This window comes from Paracoccus sp. PARArs4 (assembly GCF_947311865.1).
GTDB lineage: Bacteria > Pseudomonadota > Alphaproteobacteria > Rhodobacterales > Rhodobacteraceae > Paracoccus > Paracoccus zeaxanthinifaciens.
In genome coordinates this window covers 1-15,711 of the sequence record NZ_CAMZMW010000024.1, presented here as the reverse complement: position 1 = coordinate 15,711, position 15,711 = coordinate 1, and the positions used below count along the sequence as shown (strand labels likewise).

Here is a 15,711-nt window from a genome sequence, read left to right as displayed (position 1 = left end):
GCTGCGATTCCTCGACTGATCTAAATTAGCCCGACTGCGGGGAACCGGGAACGGTGCGGTTTTCGTTATCTGCAAACTGGGAAGACCACCCCTAAACCTACAGACCAAGGCGGAAAAGTCCATGCGAATCATGCATGTCGCACTTGGCGGCTGCCTGAAGGCGCCGCCGGTCAGCTATGGCGTGACCGAAGATACCGGCGGCCATATCGCCTATGTGCTGGGCGCGGCCCTGGCGCAGGCGCGGCGGCCCGAAACCCGCGAGGTGACCATCGTCACCCGCGCCTTTTCCGACCCCCGCCTGGACCCCGTCCATTCCGCCCTGCACGAAGATGTCGCCCCCCGTTGCCGCATCCTGCGGTTGCGGACCGGCAACAGCGGCTATCTTGCCAAGGAGGCGCTCGAGGCCGAGCTGCCGGCCCTGCAGGACGCCTTTCTTCGGATGCTGCGCCAGGGCGATCTGCCGGACGTGATCCACGCGCATTTCGCCGATGCCGCCGTCCTGGCCCGCGCCGCAGCGGCCGAGTTCGGTATCCCCTGGCTCTATTCCTCTCACTCGCTGGCGCTGGACAAGTGCCGCGCGCAGGGCGGCACGCCCGATGCCGCCACCGCCCGCCGGATCGAGCGCGAGGCCGCCGCGATCCGCAATGCCGATGCGATCATCGCCTCGTCGCGGGACGAGGCCGAGTGCCAGATCCCCGCCTATGACCCGACGGCCGAAGGGCGCGTGCACCGCGTCGGTCCCGGCATCACCGCGCCGCGCTGCGACGACCTGGACCCCGCACGCCGCCTGATCGCGCCCTTTTTGCGCGACATGTCGAGGCCCATCCTGCTGGCCGTCGCGCGCCCCATCGCCAAGAAGAACCTTGCCGCGCTGATCCGCGCCTATGCGGGCGATGCGGTGCTGCAGGACCGTGCGAACCTGGTGATCGTGGCGGGTCTGCGCGACGGGCTGGCGGGCGGCTGCCCCGAACAGGACCGCATCATGGCCGAGATGTTCGACCTGATCGACCGGCACGACCTGTGGGGCCGCGTGGCGCTGCCGCGCAGGCATACGCATGCGGATGTGGCATCGCTCTATGCGCTGGCGGCGCAGGGCGGGGTCTTCGTGAACCCGGCCCTGCACGAGCCCTTCGGCCTGACCCTGATCGAGGCCGCGCAGGCGGGCGTTCCGCTGGTCGCGACGCGCAATGGCGGTGCCGCCGACATCGTCGCAAGCCTTGGTGCGGGTGCGCTGGTCGATCCTATGGACCCTGCCGCGATTGCCTCGGGCATCCGGTCCATGCTGGACGACCGACAGGGCGCCGCCCACGCGGCTGCACGTGCGCGCAAGCTCTACAGCTGGGATCGGTGGGCCGATGCGGTGCAGGGGATCATGGCCGGTCTGCGCGACAGTGCCCCGACGATCCGCGATCCGCGCGGGATGCTTGCCAGCGACATCGACGGAACGCTGACCGGATGCCGCGACGGGGCCGCGCGCTTTGCCGACTGGGCCGCGGGTCGCGATGCGGGCATGGTGCTGGCGGTCGCGACCGGGCGTTCGATCTGCGAGGCGCGGCGCGTGCTGCGGCTGTGGGATCTGCCGCGCCCGGACGTGATGATCACCTCGGTCGGGACCGAGATCTGGCGGTGGGACGACGGCGCAACCCTGCGCCCCTGTGCCGATTATGCGCGGCTGATCGGCGCGGAATGGCGGCGCGACGCGATCGTCGAGGCACTGCGCCCCCTGGGCATCGAACGTCAGCCGGGGCATGACCAGCGGGCGTTCAAGCTGTCATTCTTCGGCAATGCCGCCGACCGCGACCGCATCGAACAAAGGCTGGCGATGGCGGGCCTGCCCGCGCGGGTGATCCTGTCGCATGACCGGCTGATCGACGTGCTGCCCGCCCCCGCGGGCAAGGCCGCCGCCATCCGCTTCGAGGCCACGCGGCTGGGCATCGACCCGCGATCCTGCATCGTCGCGGGCGACAGCGGGAACGACCTGGACATGCTGCAGGACTTCGCGCAGGCGATCATTCCCGCCAATGCATCGGCCGAGCTGGACGGCGTGACGGACGCGCTGCGAAGCCCGCTGCCTCATGCGGACGGGGTGCTGGACGGGCTGGAGCGCCTGGGCCATCTGCACCCCCTGATGATGGCGGCCGAGTGATACCATGACGCGACCCATCGGATATTTCGTCCACCACCAGGGCCGCGGCCACGCGGAACGCTGCGCGGCCATCGTCAACGCCCTGCCGCCGGAACGCCCCGTGACGGTCTTCTGCGCCCGAGACGACATCTTTCCGCCCCTGCGCGACGGCGTGACGATCAGCCGGATCCCCAGCCTGTTCGAGGCCCCGCCGGACGCCCCCGCGACCGACTGGATCGCGACGCCCGACACGCTGCATTGCGCGCCGGTGGGCTGGTCCTCGATCCGGCAGGCGACGGCCACAATCGCGGGCTGGTTCCACCAGGCCGATCCCGCCCTGATGATCTGCGATGTCAGCGCCGAGATCGCGCAGCTTGCGCGGATCTGCTCGGTCCCGCATGTCAAGATCGTGCAGCATGGCGACCGGTCCGATCCGGGGCACATGGCGGCCTATCGCGGGGCGGCGGGACTGCTGGCGCCGTTCCACGCCGATCTTGCGCAGCCCGACTGGCCGGACTGGATGGCGCGCGCGACCTTCCATGCGCCGGGCCTTGGCGTGCACCAGGCGATCCCGGACGGCGCGGTCGCGCGCCGGCGGCTGGGCATCGCGCCCGACAGGCATGTGGCGGTCGTCATCGGCGGCGGTGGCGGGAACGGATGGGCCGATGCGCCCTTCGGCGTCGCGGCCCGCAGCCACCCCGAGATGGAGTGGGTCGTCATCGGCAAGATCCAGCGCGACTGGCACGCAACGCTGCCCGCGAACCTGCATCTGGCCGATTGGGTGGACAACCCGCTGGACTACCTTGCGGCGGCGGACGTGGTCGTGTCCTCGACCGGGAACACGACCTGCCAGCAGGTGCTGGCGGCGGGCAAGCCCTGGATCGCGGTGCCGGAATGGCGCTATTTCGACGAACAGGTGCTGAAGGCGCAGGCGCTCGGGCGTTCGGGTGCGGCGCTGCACCTGCCGCAGCTGCCCGCCTCGGCCCATCGCTGGCACGCGGCGCTGTGCGCGGCCCGCGACATGCACGACCCCGATCTGCAGCGCCGGTTGGCGGGGCAGGGCGCCGCCCAGGCGACCGCCCGCTGGATCGAGGAACTGATCCCTCGCATCTGGGGGGCCTCCGCCCCCGAAATCACGACAGGAAAGGAAGCATCCCATGCCCACCGTATCAGCCCTGACCATCGCGGCGGGCCGCGCCGAGCATCTGGCGAACGTTATCCGGGGCTTTGACGCCCAATCAACGCTTCCGGACGAGCTGATCGTCGCGGTGATGCAGCCCGAACCCTATGCCGACCTGCCCCGGACGGACTTTCCCGTGCGGCAGATCATGGTGCCGCCCGTCGATGGCCAGCTGCCCCTGGCCGCGGCCCGTAACGCCGCCGCCGCCGCCGCCAGCGGCGAGGTGCTGGTCTTCGTCGACGTGGACTGCATTCCTGGCCCCGAGTTGGTCGCGGAATACGCCTCGGTCGCCCGCCCGGGGCAGGGGCTGGTCATGGGCGAGGTGCTGTACCTTCCCGACCAGGCCGAGAATGGTGGCATCAACTATGCGCTGTTCGACCACTTGGGCGTGCGCCATTCCGACCGGCAGGCACCGCCCCCGCAGGGCCTGCGCCTGTGCGAGGATTACCGCTGCTTCTGGTCGCTGAACTTCGCCATCCACCGGCAGGACTGGGATCGCGCGGGCGGCTTCGACGAGGGCTATCTGGGCTATGGCGGCGAGGATACGGATTTCGGGCGCATCCTGGACGACCGCGGCATCGGGATCTGGTGGATGAAGGGCGCGCGGGTCTATCACCAGTATCACCCGCATTGCATGCCGCCGATCCACCAGGTGCCGTCGGTGATCCGGAACGCGGAATACTTCGCCTCGAAATGGGGGCACCGCACGATGGAGCACTGGCTGCACGCGTTTCGCCTGCTGGGCCTGATCGAGAACACCCCCGAGGGGTTGCGCGTCCTGCGCGAACCCGACCAGCGCGACTTCGCGCTGTGCCGCCAGGAACCGCACATGCCCTATGCCAATACGCGCCGCGTGCTGGACCGCATCCAGGGCATCGCCGATGCCGAACGCGCCGATCCGGCCCGCGTCGCGCAGGTCGAGCTGGCGCAGGCCGACATGCTGACGGCACGGGCGGGCTGATCATGGCGCTGCGCATCGCCGTCGTCGCGCATCTGCGCCATCCCATCGCGACCCCCTTCATGGGCGGAATGGAGGCGCATGCCTGGCACCTTGTCCGCGGATTGCGGGCGAGGGGGCATCAGGTCACGCTCTATGCCGCGGGGGACAGCGATCCGGATTTCCGCATCCACCCGATCATCGCGCGGCATTACGACCAGGACTATCCCTGGCACGACTTTCACGGGACGGACGTCCTGAACGCCGTGCTGGACGACGCCTTCGCACGCTGCACCGAGGCGCTGGACCGGGGCGGGCACGATATCGTCCACAACAACAGCCTGCACCGCTTTCCGCCGCGTCACGCCTTCGCGAACCGCATGCCCATGGTCACGTCGCTGCATGTTCCCCCCTTCGACGGGCTGCGCCGCGCCGTGCAGGACAGCGCCGCGCCCTGGTCGCGATTTACCGTCTGTTCGGCCCAGCAGGCGGGCCTGTGGTGGCCCGCAGGCGCACCCGAATCCGCCGAGGTAGTCGGCAACGGCATCGACCTGCGGCTGTGGCCCTTTGCCCCCACGGGCGACGGAAGCGCGGTCTGGGCCGGGCGCATCACGCCCACCAAGGGCACCCATCTGGCTGCACAGGCCGCGCGCATCGCGGGCGTTCCCCTGACCATCTTCGGCACCATCGAGCATCGCGACTATTTCGAGGACATGGTCCGCCCGCATCTTGGCGGCGACATCCGCTATGGCGGTCATCTGGAGGGGCGGGAACTGGCCGAGAACCTCGGCAGGTCATCGGTCATGCTGTTCACCCCGCAATGGCAGGAGCCCTTCGGCCTTGTCGCGATCGAGGGGATGGCCTGCGGCTTGCCGGTCGCCAGCACGCGAATCGGCGCGACCCCCGAGGTGATCGGGGATTGCGGCAGCTTCGCAGCGCCCGACGACGCGGCGGGGCTGGCAAGGGTGCTGACGCGCGCCATGCGCATCCCGCGCCACGCCCCCCGCCGCCGGGTCGAGCGCCTGTTCAGCCTGGACCGGATGCTTGACCGCTACGAGGCGAATTACAGGCAGGCCATCGACGCCGCCCGCGACGGCATCGACGCCCGCGCGTCCTAGGGCATGAACGGCGCGATCCGGTCGCGGATCGCCTGCACCACCGCCGCCGCATGTGTGCTGTCCGCAGCCGACGGATGGGGTTCCGCGAAGCGCCGCGCATCGTTGTCGAAGTAGCGCCCCGAGGCGTCCGCGAATTCCTCGGACAGGGCCGCCCGCGTCAGGATGTCGACTCCGATGCCGATATCGTTGCCCGGCGTGCCGAAGCCCTCGCGCACCATGGTCGTCGCCAGAAGCGACCCCGGATTGACCGCGATCGAGGCAGGCCCATCGGGATGCGCCTTGGCGAAATGGCGGCTCCAGATGGTCAGGGCTAGCTTGCTCTGGGCATAGGCGGGGAAGGGATCGAGCCGTTCCTTGCCGTTCATCGCCGCGATCCGCAACGGTGCCTGCGCGGCGGATGACAGATGCACGATCCGACCCTGCGCAGGCATCTTCGGCGCCAGCAGGTCGGCCAGAAGGGCGGGCGCGAAGCTGTTGACGACGAAGCGCAGGTCCAGGCCCTGATCCGTGATGGGATCCGGCACGCGGAAGACGCCCGCATTGTTGATCAGCACGTCCAGCGCCTCGATCCGCGCGGCCATCTGGGCCACCTGCGACAGGTCGGACATGTCGGCCAGCTGCGTGCGGATCTTGCCGCCCCGGGCGCGCAGGCGCTCGGCTGTCGCCTCCAGCTTGGCCTGCGACCGGCCGTGGATGATCAGGCTGTTGCCGCTGGCGGCAAGCGCGTCGGCGGTGGCAAGGCCCAGCCCGTCCGTCGCACCGGTGATCAGGATCGTCCTGCTCATGCGTCAGTCCTTTCGTGGATGCGACGGCGCGTGCCCGGCCTGCCGTTCAAGCGTCTGATGTGTATCGGCCCCGGTCGCCCTGACCTCAGAGGCCCGGCAGCACCTGCTTGCCGATGACGCGGCCGGATTCCTGGCGGCGATGCGCCTGGGCCAGCGTTTCGGGGTCCAGCACCGCCGCACGCTCGTTCACGGTCGAACGCAGGGTGCCGTCGTCCAGCATCCCGGCCACGCGGTTCAGCAGGTGGGACTGCGCCGCCATGTCGTCGGTCTCGAACATCGAGCGGGTGAACATGAACTCCCACGAGACGGTCAGGGCCTTGGGCTTGGCGATCGACATGTCCAGCGTCTTCGGGTCGTCGATCAGCGCGACATGGCCGCGCGGGGCGATCAGGTCCACGATGGCGGGCCAGTGCCGCTCGGTGCCGGTCAGCGCCGCGACATGGTCAGGGCGCAGGTCCAGTTCGCGCAGTTGCGCCGCCATGTCGCCGTGATGGTCGATCACGTGATGCGCGCCCATCTGGCGGACCCAGTCGGCGGTCTCGTCGCGCGATGCGGTCGCGATGATCGTCAGGTCCGTCAGCTTGCGGGCCAGCTGGATCAGGATCGAGCCGACCCCGCCCGCGCCGCCGATCACCAGGATGCTGCGCCCCTGGCCCCCGCCTTCGGGGATGCGGAAGCTGTCGAACAGCATCTCCCACGCGGTGATCGAGGTGAGGGGCATTCCCGCGGCCTCGGTAAAGTCCAGCGACTCGGGCTTGCGCCCGACGATGCGTTCGTCGACGGTCTGGTATTCGGCATTGCTGCCCGCGCGGGTCACGTCGCCCGCATAGAAGACCTTGTCGCCGATGGCAAAGCCGGTGACCTCGGGGCCGACGGCCTCGACGGTGCCGGCGGCATCGAAGCCCAGGATCGCCGGTCCGGCCCCGGGCTGGCGTGCGGCGCGCAGCTTCACGTCGACCGGGTTGACCGAGATGCCCTGCACCCGCACCAGCAGGTCGCGCGGGCCGGGTGCCGGACGCTCGGCCTCGAACGCGCGCAGGCGGCCCTCGCCGTCGATGGGGCCGGCCGTATCATATCCGATCGCTTTCATATCCGTGATCCTTCGCTGAACATTGTCCCTAGCGAAGATAAGACCGTGGGATCGCGAATTAAGCGGGGTGATCCCAAGTTGAGAATTCGGATCTGGCGGATAAACCCGGCAGGGCGGGGGGCGCATGGCCCCCCACATGCTCAGACCAGCGCCAAGGAGATCGCGGGCACGAAGGTCACGATCAGCAGCGCGGCCAGCAGCGCCAGCATGAACGGCCAGCCCTTGCGGATGAATTCCGCGAAGGGCGTCTCGGTCAGGTTGCAGACCATCAGCATGACCGTGCCCACCGGCGGCGTCAGCGTCCCGAGCGCGAGGTTCAGGATGACGACGATCCCGAAATGCACGGGGTCGATGCCCAGCTGCACGACGACCGGCTTCAGCAGCGGCACGAGGATGATCAGCAGGGCGTTCCCCTCGATGAACATGCCCAGCACCAGAAGCAGCAGGTTAACCATCAGCAGGAACAGCCACGGGTTCTGCGTGATCGACATGATCCAGTCGGCCAGCGCGACCCCCGCCTGTTCAAGCGAGAAGATCCAGGCCAGTGCCGATGACATCATGATGACCAGCAGCACCGAGGCGGTCTGCCGTGCGGTCTGGCCGAACGCGTCGGTCAGGTCGCGCAGCCGCATCTCTCGATAGACGAAGAGGCCGATGATGATGGTCACGAAGGTGGCGATGGCGCCGGCCTCGGTCGGGGTGAAGATCGCAAGGCGGATGCCGCCGATGATGACGAAGATCAGAAGGACGGCGGGCCAGGCCTGGATCAGCGTCCTGCCGGTTTCCTGCGCCGTCGGGCGCGTGCTCCGCGACGGGCGATACCCTTCGCGCCGCGCCACGATCCAGACGGTCAGGATCAGCAGCGCCGAGCACAGCAGGCCCGGCAGGATGCCCGCAAGGAACATCGACCCGATCGAGACATCCGCCACCAGGCCATAGATGATCAGCGCGATCCCCGGCGGCAGGATCGGCGTGATCAGCGAGGACGCGGCCGTGATCGCCGCGGCGGTGCCTCGGTCATAGCCCTGCCGGATCATGTCGGGGACCAGCATCCGGCACATCATCGCCGCATCGGCAAGGTTCGATGCCGACAGGCCGCCCATCAGCGTCGACAGCATGACGTTGGTATGTCCCAGCCCGCCGACCATCCGCCCGACCAGCAGGTCGGCGACGCGCAGCAGGCGCGACGCGATCCCGGTGGTGCCCAGCAGCGTGCCCAGCAGGATGAAGAAGGGGATCGCCAGCAGCGAGGGGTTCTGCGTCGGCGCGATCAGCCGCTGCACCGCGATCTGCATCGGCATCTGCGCGAAGAACATGAAATAGGCGATGATCGCGGCGAACATGGCCAGGTAGATCCGCATGTTCAGCGCGAACAGCAGGAACATGAAGGGGATGATGACGAACCATTCCATCGTTGCGGCTCCTCAGCCCAGTTCCGGTGCGGGGGTGCCGCGCAGGGTGCGCCAGACGCGCCGCAGGCCGATCAGCGCCATGCCGATCCCGCCGACGGTCACGGCGATGTCGAACCAGAACCACGAGATGCGCAGAAGCTGCGTCTTCTTCAGCGCCGCCTTGACGGCCAGCTCGTAGCCCAGCCAGGCCATCGCGATCAGCAGCGCCACGGACGCAAGGCCCACGACGACGTTCAGCCAGCGGATCGCGCCCTCGGGCATCAGCATGGTCACGGCGTCGATCGTCAGGTGCCCGTCGCGGGCCTCGCAGGCGATGGCGCCCAGGAACACGATCCAGATCAGCAGGAAGCCCGACATCTCCTCGGTCCACTGGATGGGCGTTCCAACGACATAGCGTGCGACGACGGCGGCCGCGGTGATCGCGACCAGCGCGAAGACCAGAAGCCCGCCAAGGGCCTCGGTGATCCGTGTGATGATGTTCATTGTCGGCTCGCGGATGGGCCGGGCGCGCAGGACGCGCCCGGGATGGCGTTACTGCGCAAGCTGCGCCTGGATGTCGTCGAACAGGCCGTCGGACCATTCGGGGAACTGCTCGTAGACGGCCATCGCCTTCTCGCGGAACGGCGCGACATCGGGATAGGTGACGGTGACGCCCGCTTCCTCCATCGCCGCAAGGATGCGCGCATCCTCCTCGGCGGCCAGTTCCTGGCTGTAGAGCCCGGCCTGGTACCCGGTCTCGTGCAGCATCTCGATCACCTCGGGGTCAAGCGTGTCGAAATAGGCCTGTCCGCCCAGCCACAGCGACGTGTTCTGCAGATAGGAGATCATCGACAGCTCCTTGGCCTGCTCGTGCAGCTTCTGGCCGAACAGGACCGGCAGCGGGTTCTCGACCCCGTCGATCACGCCCTGCGTCAGCGCCGGGTAGACATCCCCGAGCGGCATCGGGGTGGGCGTGCCGCCCATCGCCTCGATCGCGCGGATCTGCATGATGTTGTTCGGGGTGCGGATCTTCAGCCCGGCCAGGTCCTCGGGCGTCTCGACCTTCTTGGTCGCCAGCAGCTGCCGCGTGCCATAGAGATAGTTCGAGATGACGATATGGATGCCCTGGTCGCGCAGCGCCTCCTCCTTCTGCTTGAACCAGTCGGATTCGTAGATGCGGAACAGGCTCTCGGCGTCCTCGGTCAGATAGGGGCCGAACAGGATGCCCAGATCGGGGTCGTAATCGGTCAGGAAGCCGACATCGGCGATGGTGATGACGTTGACGCCCAGCATCGCCTGCTCGATCACGTCCTGCTTGGCACCCAGCTGCGACGAGGGATAGAGGTCAAGCTTCACCTCGCCGTCCGATGCCTCGTCCACCAGCTCGGCCCACCGATTCATCACCAGGTCGGCAGGCTCGCCGGGGTTGTTCTCGTAGGCGATGCGGATGGTCGTCTCGGCCATCGCCGGCAGTGCCAGCATGATCGCGGCGGTCGCGCCCAGCAGGGCCTTGGTTGCGGTCTTCATTCGGGTCTCCTCCCCCTTGGTTGTCGTATTCAGGACGTGATCAGCGATCCGGCCGCCGGACGGGCCACAGAGAGATCGGCTCGGGGCCGCCCTCTCGCGCGGCCAGCCAATCGGCCAGGACATCGCTGGAATGCTGGAAATGGTCGGACAAGGCGCGGGTCAGCGCCGCGTCGTCGCGGGCGGCAAGCGCCTCGATGATGCGTTCGTGCTGGCTGCGCGCGGTCTCGGTGTCCAGCTTCTGGGACTTGCCCACCTCCAGGTAGTAGCGCAGCGGCACCGACAGCACGTCATAGAGCCGGGTCAGCACGCTGTTGCCCGCGGCCTCGACCAGGCCCAAGTGGAAATCGTAATCGGCCTGCGCGGCCTCGGCGGCGGTCAGGGCATCGGCCATGCGGGTATTGGCGGCGCGGATGCGCGCCAGGATGTCGTCGGTGACGTGGCAGACCATCAGCGGCGCGGCGCCGGTCTCGTTGATGCGGCGGAAGTTCAGGACATCGGTGAAGCTGCGGGCCGAGGTGTCGAAATGCTGCGTCAGCTGGGCGAACATGATGCCGAAATCGGGCTTGCGCACCCGCGCGCCGCGCTTCGTCTTCTCGATCAGCGACAGCGCTTCGAGGTGGATCATCGTCTCGCGGATGGTATTGCGCGACACGTCGAACCGCAGGGCCAGGTCCCGCTCGTTCGGAAGCAGGTCGCCGGGCTGATGCCTCTCGACGATCTCCTGGCGCAGGATCTCGCGCACTTCCTTGACGGTGGACCGGTCCATGCACCCCCTCCCTTGGGCTTTGGTTGGTTGGACCAAACTACCAAAAGGGGATTCGGGTCAACCCCATTCCGAACGCGATCCGCGGATCAGTCCCACTGCACCGATGCCATCAGCGTGCGCTTGGCGGTCGCCAGGTGGTCGTCGAACAGGGCGCGGGCGCGGGGGCCGTCGCCGCGCAGGATGGCCTGGATGACGGCCAGGTGTTCGCGCAGCGCGGCGCGGTTTCGCGCGGCCTCGTCCCGCTTGTTCCACTGGTAATGGTAATGGACGATGATCGAGATGCGCTGCCCGAACTCTTTGAAGAAGCGGTTGCCCGAGGCATGGCAGATCAGCCGGTGGAACTGCGCATCGAGCGCGGGAAACGCGTCCGCGGCAGCATCGCTTCGGGCCAGCATGGCGATGTGCAGGCGCTCCATTTCGGCGATGCGGGGCAGGGCGGGGTGGTCCGGGGTCGCGGTCAGGATGCGCATCGCCTCGCGCTCGATCATCTCTCTCATGGCGAACATCTCGGAGGCGTATTCTCTGGTGAAACCTCTGAAACGTATGGAGTATTTTTCCTCGCGTGCGATCAGTCCGGTTCCCTCGAACTCGGCCAGAAGGGCCGTAAGGATCGGCCGGCTGATCCCCAGATCCCGCGCAAGGTCGGCTTCGGGCAGGAGGGAACCGGGGGGCAGGTCGGTGCGCAGGATCCATTCCAGGAAATCCTGGCGGGCGCGTTCCGCGCCGGGCCTGACCTCGCCCTGGTCGAAGCGGTCGGCGGGGGTCGGCAACCGCAGCAGCCGCTTGGTGCGACCCTCCCACCGGATCAGGCCGTTGTCGCGCAGATGCGCAAGCACGGCGCGCGTCGTGGTCCTGCTGACCCCGAGGGCGGCGGCCAGCTCGGCCTCGGACCCAAGGGGGTCGCCCGGGCGCATCGCGGACAACCTGTCCAGCACCGCATTGACCGAGGATTTCATGATCTGGTTCTGCCGGGACATCAGCGGGCCATCCGTTTTCTTCTTGAGTGTTCGGTCTTGAATTTATAAAAAACCAACTGGCGGTGTCCAAGCCGGAATTTCAGGACCGCCCAGGAGGAGCAATGACAGATACGATGACCGCCCTGGTCTGTGAAACGCCGGGCCAGTTGCAGATCCACCAGCGCCCGCGCCCTGCCGACCGTCCCGGTCATCTTCGGGTCCGCGTGGCAGCCATCGGCATCTGCGGCACCGATTACCACATCTTCGGCGGCAATCAGCCCTTCCTTCAATATCCGCGCGTCATGGGGCACGAACTGTCCGGGCATGCGATGGCCGACAGCACCGACGGGCGCATCGTCAAGGGCGACCTGGTCGTCGTGAACCCCTATCTGACCTGCGGCGACTGCCGGGCCTGCCGCGCGGGCAAGCCGAACTGCTGCGAGAACATCGCCGTGCTGGGCGTCCATACCGATGGCGGCATGGCAGAGGAAATCGTGGTCCCCGAGGGCAACCTGTACCCGGCGGGCGACATGGATGCCCGCGCCGCCGCGATGGTCGAGTTCCTGGCCATCGGCGCGCATGGGGTCCGCCGCGCCGCACCTGCGCCGGGGTCGGATGCGCTGATCGTGGGCGCGGGGCCGATCGGGGTGGGGGCTGCGCTGTTCGCGCGGATTGCCGGTGCCCGCGTCACGCTGCGCGACACCTCGGCCGATCGGCTGGCGCTGGCCGCGTCCATCATCCCTGACGCCGTGACCGAGCTGGTCTCGGATGCGTCGGACGCGGTCTTCGACACGGTCTTCGATGCCACCGGCAATATCGGGGCCATGAATGCGGGCCTGTCGCATCTTGGGCACGGGGGCGCCTATGTGCTGCTGTCGGTGGTCAAGGGCGACCTGGTCTTTGCCGACCCCGAGTTCCACAAGCGCGAGACGACGCTGCTGGCCAGCCGCAATGCCACGCACGAGGATTTCCGCCACGTCATGGACTGCATGGCGCGGGGCCTCGTGCCGGTCGACCGCATCGCGACGCACCGGACCTCGTTGACGGACGCGGTCGCGGACCTGCCCCGTTGGGCCGAGGATCGCGGCACCGTGGTCAAGGCCCTCATCGAGGTCGCGTGATGGAGCGCCCGACCTCGATCGTGCAGTTCGGGACCTCGCGCTTCCTGCAGGCGCATGCCGACCTGTTCATCCATGAAGGCGACCCCGAGCTGGGGATCTCGGTCGTCCAGAGCTCGGGCGATGCGGCGCGGGCGCGGCGGCTGGGGGCCATGGCCGACCCTGCCGGGTATCCGGTGCGGATCAGGGGACGCAAGGACGGGCGCATCGTGGACGAGGAAACGCGCGTCAAATCGGTCAGGCGGACCCTGTCGACGGCAGACGACTGGGCGCGGATCCAGGCGATCGTCACCGACGAGGCGCGGCTGATCCTGTCCAATACCGGCGATGCGGGCTTCGATGCACGTCCCGCCGATGCGCTGCCCCATCCCGACCAGGGGCAGTCCTATCCGGCCAAGCTGTTCCACCTGCTGGCGGGGCGGCATGCGGCGGGGCGCGCGCCCCTGACCCTCTGCCCGATGGAGCTGGTCCCAGACAACGGATCCGTCCTGCGTGCCTGCGTCATGGGCGTGGCCGAGGCGCAGGCCGCCCCGGCCGATCTGGTCGCATGGCTGGATCGCTGCATCTGGGTCAACAGCCTGGTCGACCGCATCGTGTCCGAACCGATCGAGCCGGTCGGCGCTGTGGCCGAGCCATACGCGCTGTGGGCCATCGAGGCGCAGCCGGGGCTGGAACTGCCCATCGCGCATCCTGCGGTTCGCATCGTCCCCTCGCTGGAACGGATCGAGCGGCTGAAGCTGCATATCCTCAACCTGGGGCACACGGCGATGGCGGCGTTCTGGCGGCGCGACGGCGGCGATCCCGACGCCATCGTGCGCGACCTGATGGAGGGGCCGGTCGGTCGCGCGCTGATGGACCTGATGCTGACCGAGGTGCTGCCCGGCTTCGCCCGCCGCGACATGGAGCCGGACGCCCGCAGCTATCTCGACGAGACGGTCGAGCGTTTCGCCAATCCCTTCCTCGATCACCGGATCGCGGATATCGCGCAGAACCACCCCCAGAAGGTCGAGCGGCGCATCGGCGCGTTTCTCGACTGGGTCCGCGAGGCCGATCCCGCCTTCGCCGCCCCCGTTCTGGACAAGCTGAGGGCACAAGCATGACCTATCCCCGCATGATGGTGCTGGACCCTTCGGATTCGGTCGCGGTCGCCCTGACACCCTGGCCCGCGGGCGAGGATCGCGACGGCCTGGTCGCGGCCGAGGATATCGACCGCGGCCACAAGATCGCCCGCCACGACATCCCGCAGGGGCAGCCGATCCTGAAATACGGACAGGTCATGGCCATCGCCAGCCGCGACATCGCCCGGGGCGCGCATGTGCATGTCCAGAACTGCGCCCTGCCCGAAGGGACTGCCGCGATGTCGGCGGTCGGCGCGCGCCTGCCCGAACCGCCCGCCCGCCGCAGCTTCATGGGCTATCTCCGTCCGAACGGGCGGGTGGGGACGCGCAACTATGTCGGGGTCATGGCCTCGGTGAACTGTTCCTCGACGGTCTGCAACGCCATCGCCGCCGAGGCGAACCGGACGCTGCTGCCGCTGTTTCCCGGCATCGACGGCTTCGCGCCCATCGTCCACGACCAGGGCTGCGGCATGGCCAACCAGGGCGAGGGCTTCGATGCGCTGGTCCGCACGCTGAAAGGGTATCGCGACCACCCGAATTTCGGCGGCGTGCTGATCATCGGCCTGGGATGCGAGGTGAACCAGCTGACGCTCTATGCCCGGAACGACTGGACGTCCGAGCGTTTCCGCTGCTTCAACATCCAGGAGGTCGGCGGATCGCGATCCGCGGTCACCCGCGCGGTCGAGCTGCTGCGCCCCATCGCCCGGGCCGCCGACATGGACCGCCGGATCGAGCAGCCGGTATCCGAGCTGGTGCTGGGCATGCAGTGCGGCGGATCGGACGGGTTCTCGGGGATCACGGCGAACCCGGCGCTTGGGGTCGCATCGGACCTGCTGGTCGCGGCGGGCGGCACCTCGATCCTGTCGGAAACCCCCGAGATCTATGGCGCCGAGCATCTGCTGACGGCCCGCGCGACGCCCGAGACCGCCGCCCGCATCGACGGGATGATCGACTGGTGGCGCGACTATGCCGCCAAGAACGGCGCGTCGCTGGACAACAATCCCAGCCCCGGCAACAAGAAGGGCGGCCTGACGACGATCCTGGAGAAATCCCTCGGGGCCGTGGCCAAGGGCGGGCTTGCGCCGCTGTCGGGGGCCTTCGCCTATGCCGAGCGGATCGACCGCAGGGGCTTCGTCTACATGGACAGCCCCGGATACGATCCGGTGGCGGCGACGGGGCAGGTCGCGTCGGGGGCGAACATCATCGCCTTCACGACCGGTCGCGGGTCCTGCTTCGGGGCCAAGCCCGCGCCGTCGCTGAAGCTGTCGTCGAATTCCGACCTGGCCCGCAGCATGCCCGAGGATATCGACATCGACTGCGGCCCCGTCGTGGACGAAGGGCTGTCCTTGCCGCAGATGGGGATGCGGATCTACGATGCGATCCTCGATGCCGCGTCGGGCAGCAGGACCGCCTCGGAAGAGTTCGGCTATGGCGACAACGAGTTCGTGCCGTGGAAGATCGGTGCCGTCCTCTAGGGTCAGGACCCATTGATTTGGTTGTGCGAGCGTGATTCACCGTTCGAAAACGAGCGGTGAACATGTCTGATCTTTTCTGGTTGAGCGATGGGCAGATGGCGCGTCTGGAGCCTTACTTTCCCAAG

General features: G+C 68.3%; 14 protein-coding genes. 7 read left to right on the top strand and 7 right to left on the bottom strand.

From position 1 onward, the window contains the following. The first annotated feature begins 121 nt into the window (after nucleotides 1–121). Genes QMZ16_RS15305 through QMZ16_RS15290 form a run of 4 tightly spaced genes read left to right on the top strand, consistent with a single transcriptional unit; the run spans nucleotide 122 to nucleotide 5,360 of the window. Nucleotides 122–2,146: an HAD-IIB family hydrolase gene (locus QMZ16_RS15305; RefSeq protein ID WP_282603876.1), complete on the top strand. Its 2,025-nt coding sequence runs from the start codon at nucleotides 122–124 to the stop codon at nucleotides 2,144–2,146. Between the two features lie 4 nt (nucleotides 2,147–2,150). Continuing rightward, a complete protein-coding gene (locus QMZ16_RS15300; protein WP_282603875.1) occupies nucleotides 2,151–3,356 on the top strand; it encodes a glycosyltransferase in 1,206 nt (401 codons plus the stop codon). Continuing rightward, nucleotides 3,283–4,266: a galactosyltransferase-related protein gene (locus tag QMZ16_RS15295; RefSeq protein ID WP_282603874.1), complete on the top strand. Its 984-nt coding sequence runs from the start codon at nucleotides 3,283–3,285 to the stop codon at nucleotides 4,264–4,266. The genes QMZ16_RS15300 and QMZ16_RS15295 overlap by 74 nt, the downstream gene beginning before the upstream one ends. A 2-nt stretch (nucleotides 4,267–4,268) precedes the next feature. Beyond that, a complete protein-coding gene (locus QMZ16_RS15290; RefSeq protein WP_282603873.1) occupies nucleotides 4,269–5,360 on the top strand; it encodes a glycosyltransferase in 1,092 nt (363 codons plus the stop codon). Here the strand turns inward: QMZ16_RS15290 and QMZ16_RS15285 are convergent. The 7 genes from QMZ16_RS15285 to QMZ16_RS15255 all read right to left on the bottom strand — a co-directional run bounded on the left by QMZ16_RS15285 (nucleotide 5,357) and on the right by QMZ16_RS15255 (nucleotide 11,896). Beyond that, on the bottom strand, nucleotides 5,357–6,145 hold the full coding sequence (locus QMZ16_RS15285) for an SDR family NAD(P)-dependent oxidoreductase (RefSeq protein WP_282603872.1): 789 nt from the start codon (nucleotides 6,143–6,145) through the stop codon (nucleotides 5,357–5,359). The two genes, QMZ16_RS15290 and QMZ16_RS15285, sit on opposite strands and share 4 nt — an antisense overlap. An 85-nt stretch (nucleotides 6,146–6,230) precedes the next feature. After that, a complete protein-coding gene (locus tag QMZ16_RS15280; protein ID WP_282603871.1) occupies nucleotides 6,231–7,235 on the bottom strand; it encodes a zinc-binding alcohol dehydrogenase family protein in 1,005 nt (334 codons plus the stop codon). Between the two features lie 140 nt (nucleotides 7,236–7,375). Further along, nucleotides 7,376–8,647 carry a TRAP transporter large permease gene (locus tag QMZ16_RS15275; protein ID WP_282603870.1) on the bottom strand — a complete coding sequence of 424 codons (1,272 nt, stop codon included), beginning with the start codon at nucleotides 8,645–8,647 and terminating at the stop codon, nucleotides 7,376–7,378. A gap of 12 nt (nucleotides 8,648–8,659) precedes the next feature. Beyond that, nucleotides 8,660–9,130, bottom strand: a complete 471-nt coding sequence (locus tag QMZ16_RS15270; RefSeq protein WP_282603869.1) for a TRAP transporter small permease — start codon at nucleotides 9,128–9,130, stop codon at nucleotides 8,660–8,662. 48 nt (nucleotides 9,131–9,178) lie between these two features. After that, complete coding sequence (locus QMZ16_RS15265; protein WP_282603868.1) at nucleotides 9,179–10,153, bottom strand: C4-dicarboxylate TRAP transporter substrate-binding protein; 975 nt, start codon at nucleotides 10,151–10,153, stop codon at nucleotides 9,179–9,181. Between the two features lie 40 nt (nucleotides 10,154–10,193). Beyond that, nucleotides 10,194–10,919: an FCD domain-containing protein gene (locus QMZ16_RS15260; protein ID WP_282603867.1), complete on the bottom strand. Its 726-nt coding sequence runs from the start codon at nucleotides 10,917–10,919 to the stop codon at nucleotides 10,194–10,196. Between the two features lie 86 nt (nucleotides 10,920–11,005). Then, entirely contained in the window at nucleotides 11,006–11,896 is an 891-nt protein-coding gene (locus QMZ16_RS15255; protein WP_282603866.1) for a GntR family transcriptional regulator, read from the bottom strand. Nucleotides 11,897–11,997: 101 nt separating this feature from the next. Here QMZ16_RS15255 and QMZ16_RS15250 point away from each other — a divergent pair, with 101 nt between their 5' ends. Genes QMZ16_RS15250 through QMZ16_RS15240 form a run of 3 tightly spaced genes read left to right on the top strand, consistent with a single transcriptional unit; the run spans nucleotide 11,998 to nucleotide 15,586 of the window. Further along, entirely contained in the window at nucleotides 11,998–12,996 is a 999-nt protein-coding gene (locus QMZ16_RS15250; protein ID WP_282603865.1) for a zinc-binding alcohol dehydrogenase family protein, read from the top strand. Next, nucleotides 12,996–14,093 carry a mannitol dehydrogenase family protein gene (locus tag QMZ16_RS15245; protein ID WP_282603864.1) on the top strand — a complete coding sequence of 366 codons (1,098 nt, stop codon included), beginning with the start codon at nucleotides 12,996–12,998 and terminating at the stop codon, nucleotides 14,091–14,093. Before QMZ16_RS15250 ends, QMZ16_RS15245 begins: the two co-directional genes overlap by 1 nt. Beyond that, complete coding sequence (locus tag QMZ16_RS15240; RefSeq protein WP_282603863.1) at nucleotides 14,090–15,586, top strand: altronate dehydratase family protein; 1,497 nt, start codon at nucleotides 14,090–14,092, stop codon at nucleotides 15,584–15,586. Before QMZ16_RS15245 ends, QMZ16_RS15240 begins: the two co-directional genes overlap by 4 nt. The last annotated feature ends 125 nt before the right edge of the window (nucleotides 15,587–15,711 follow it).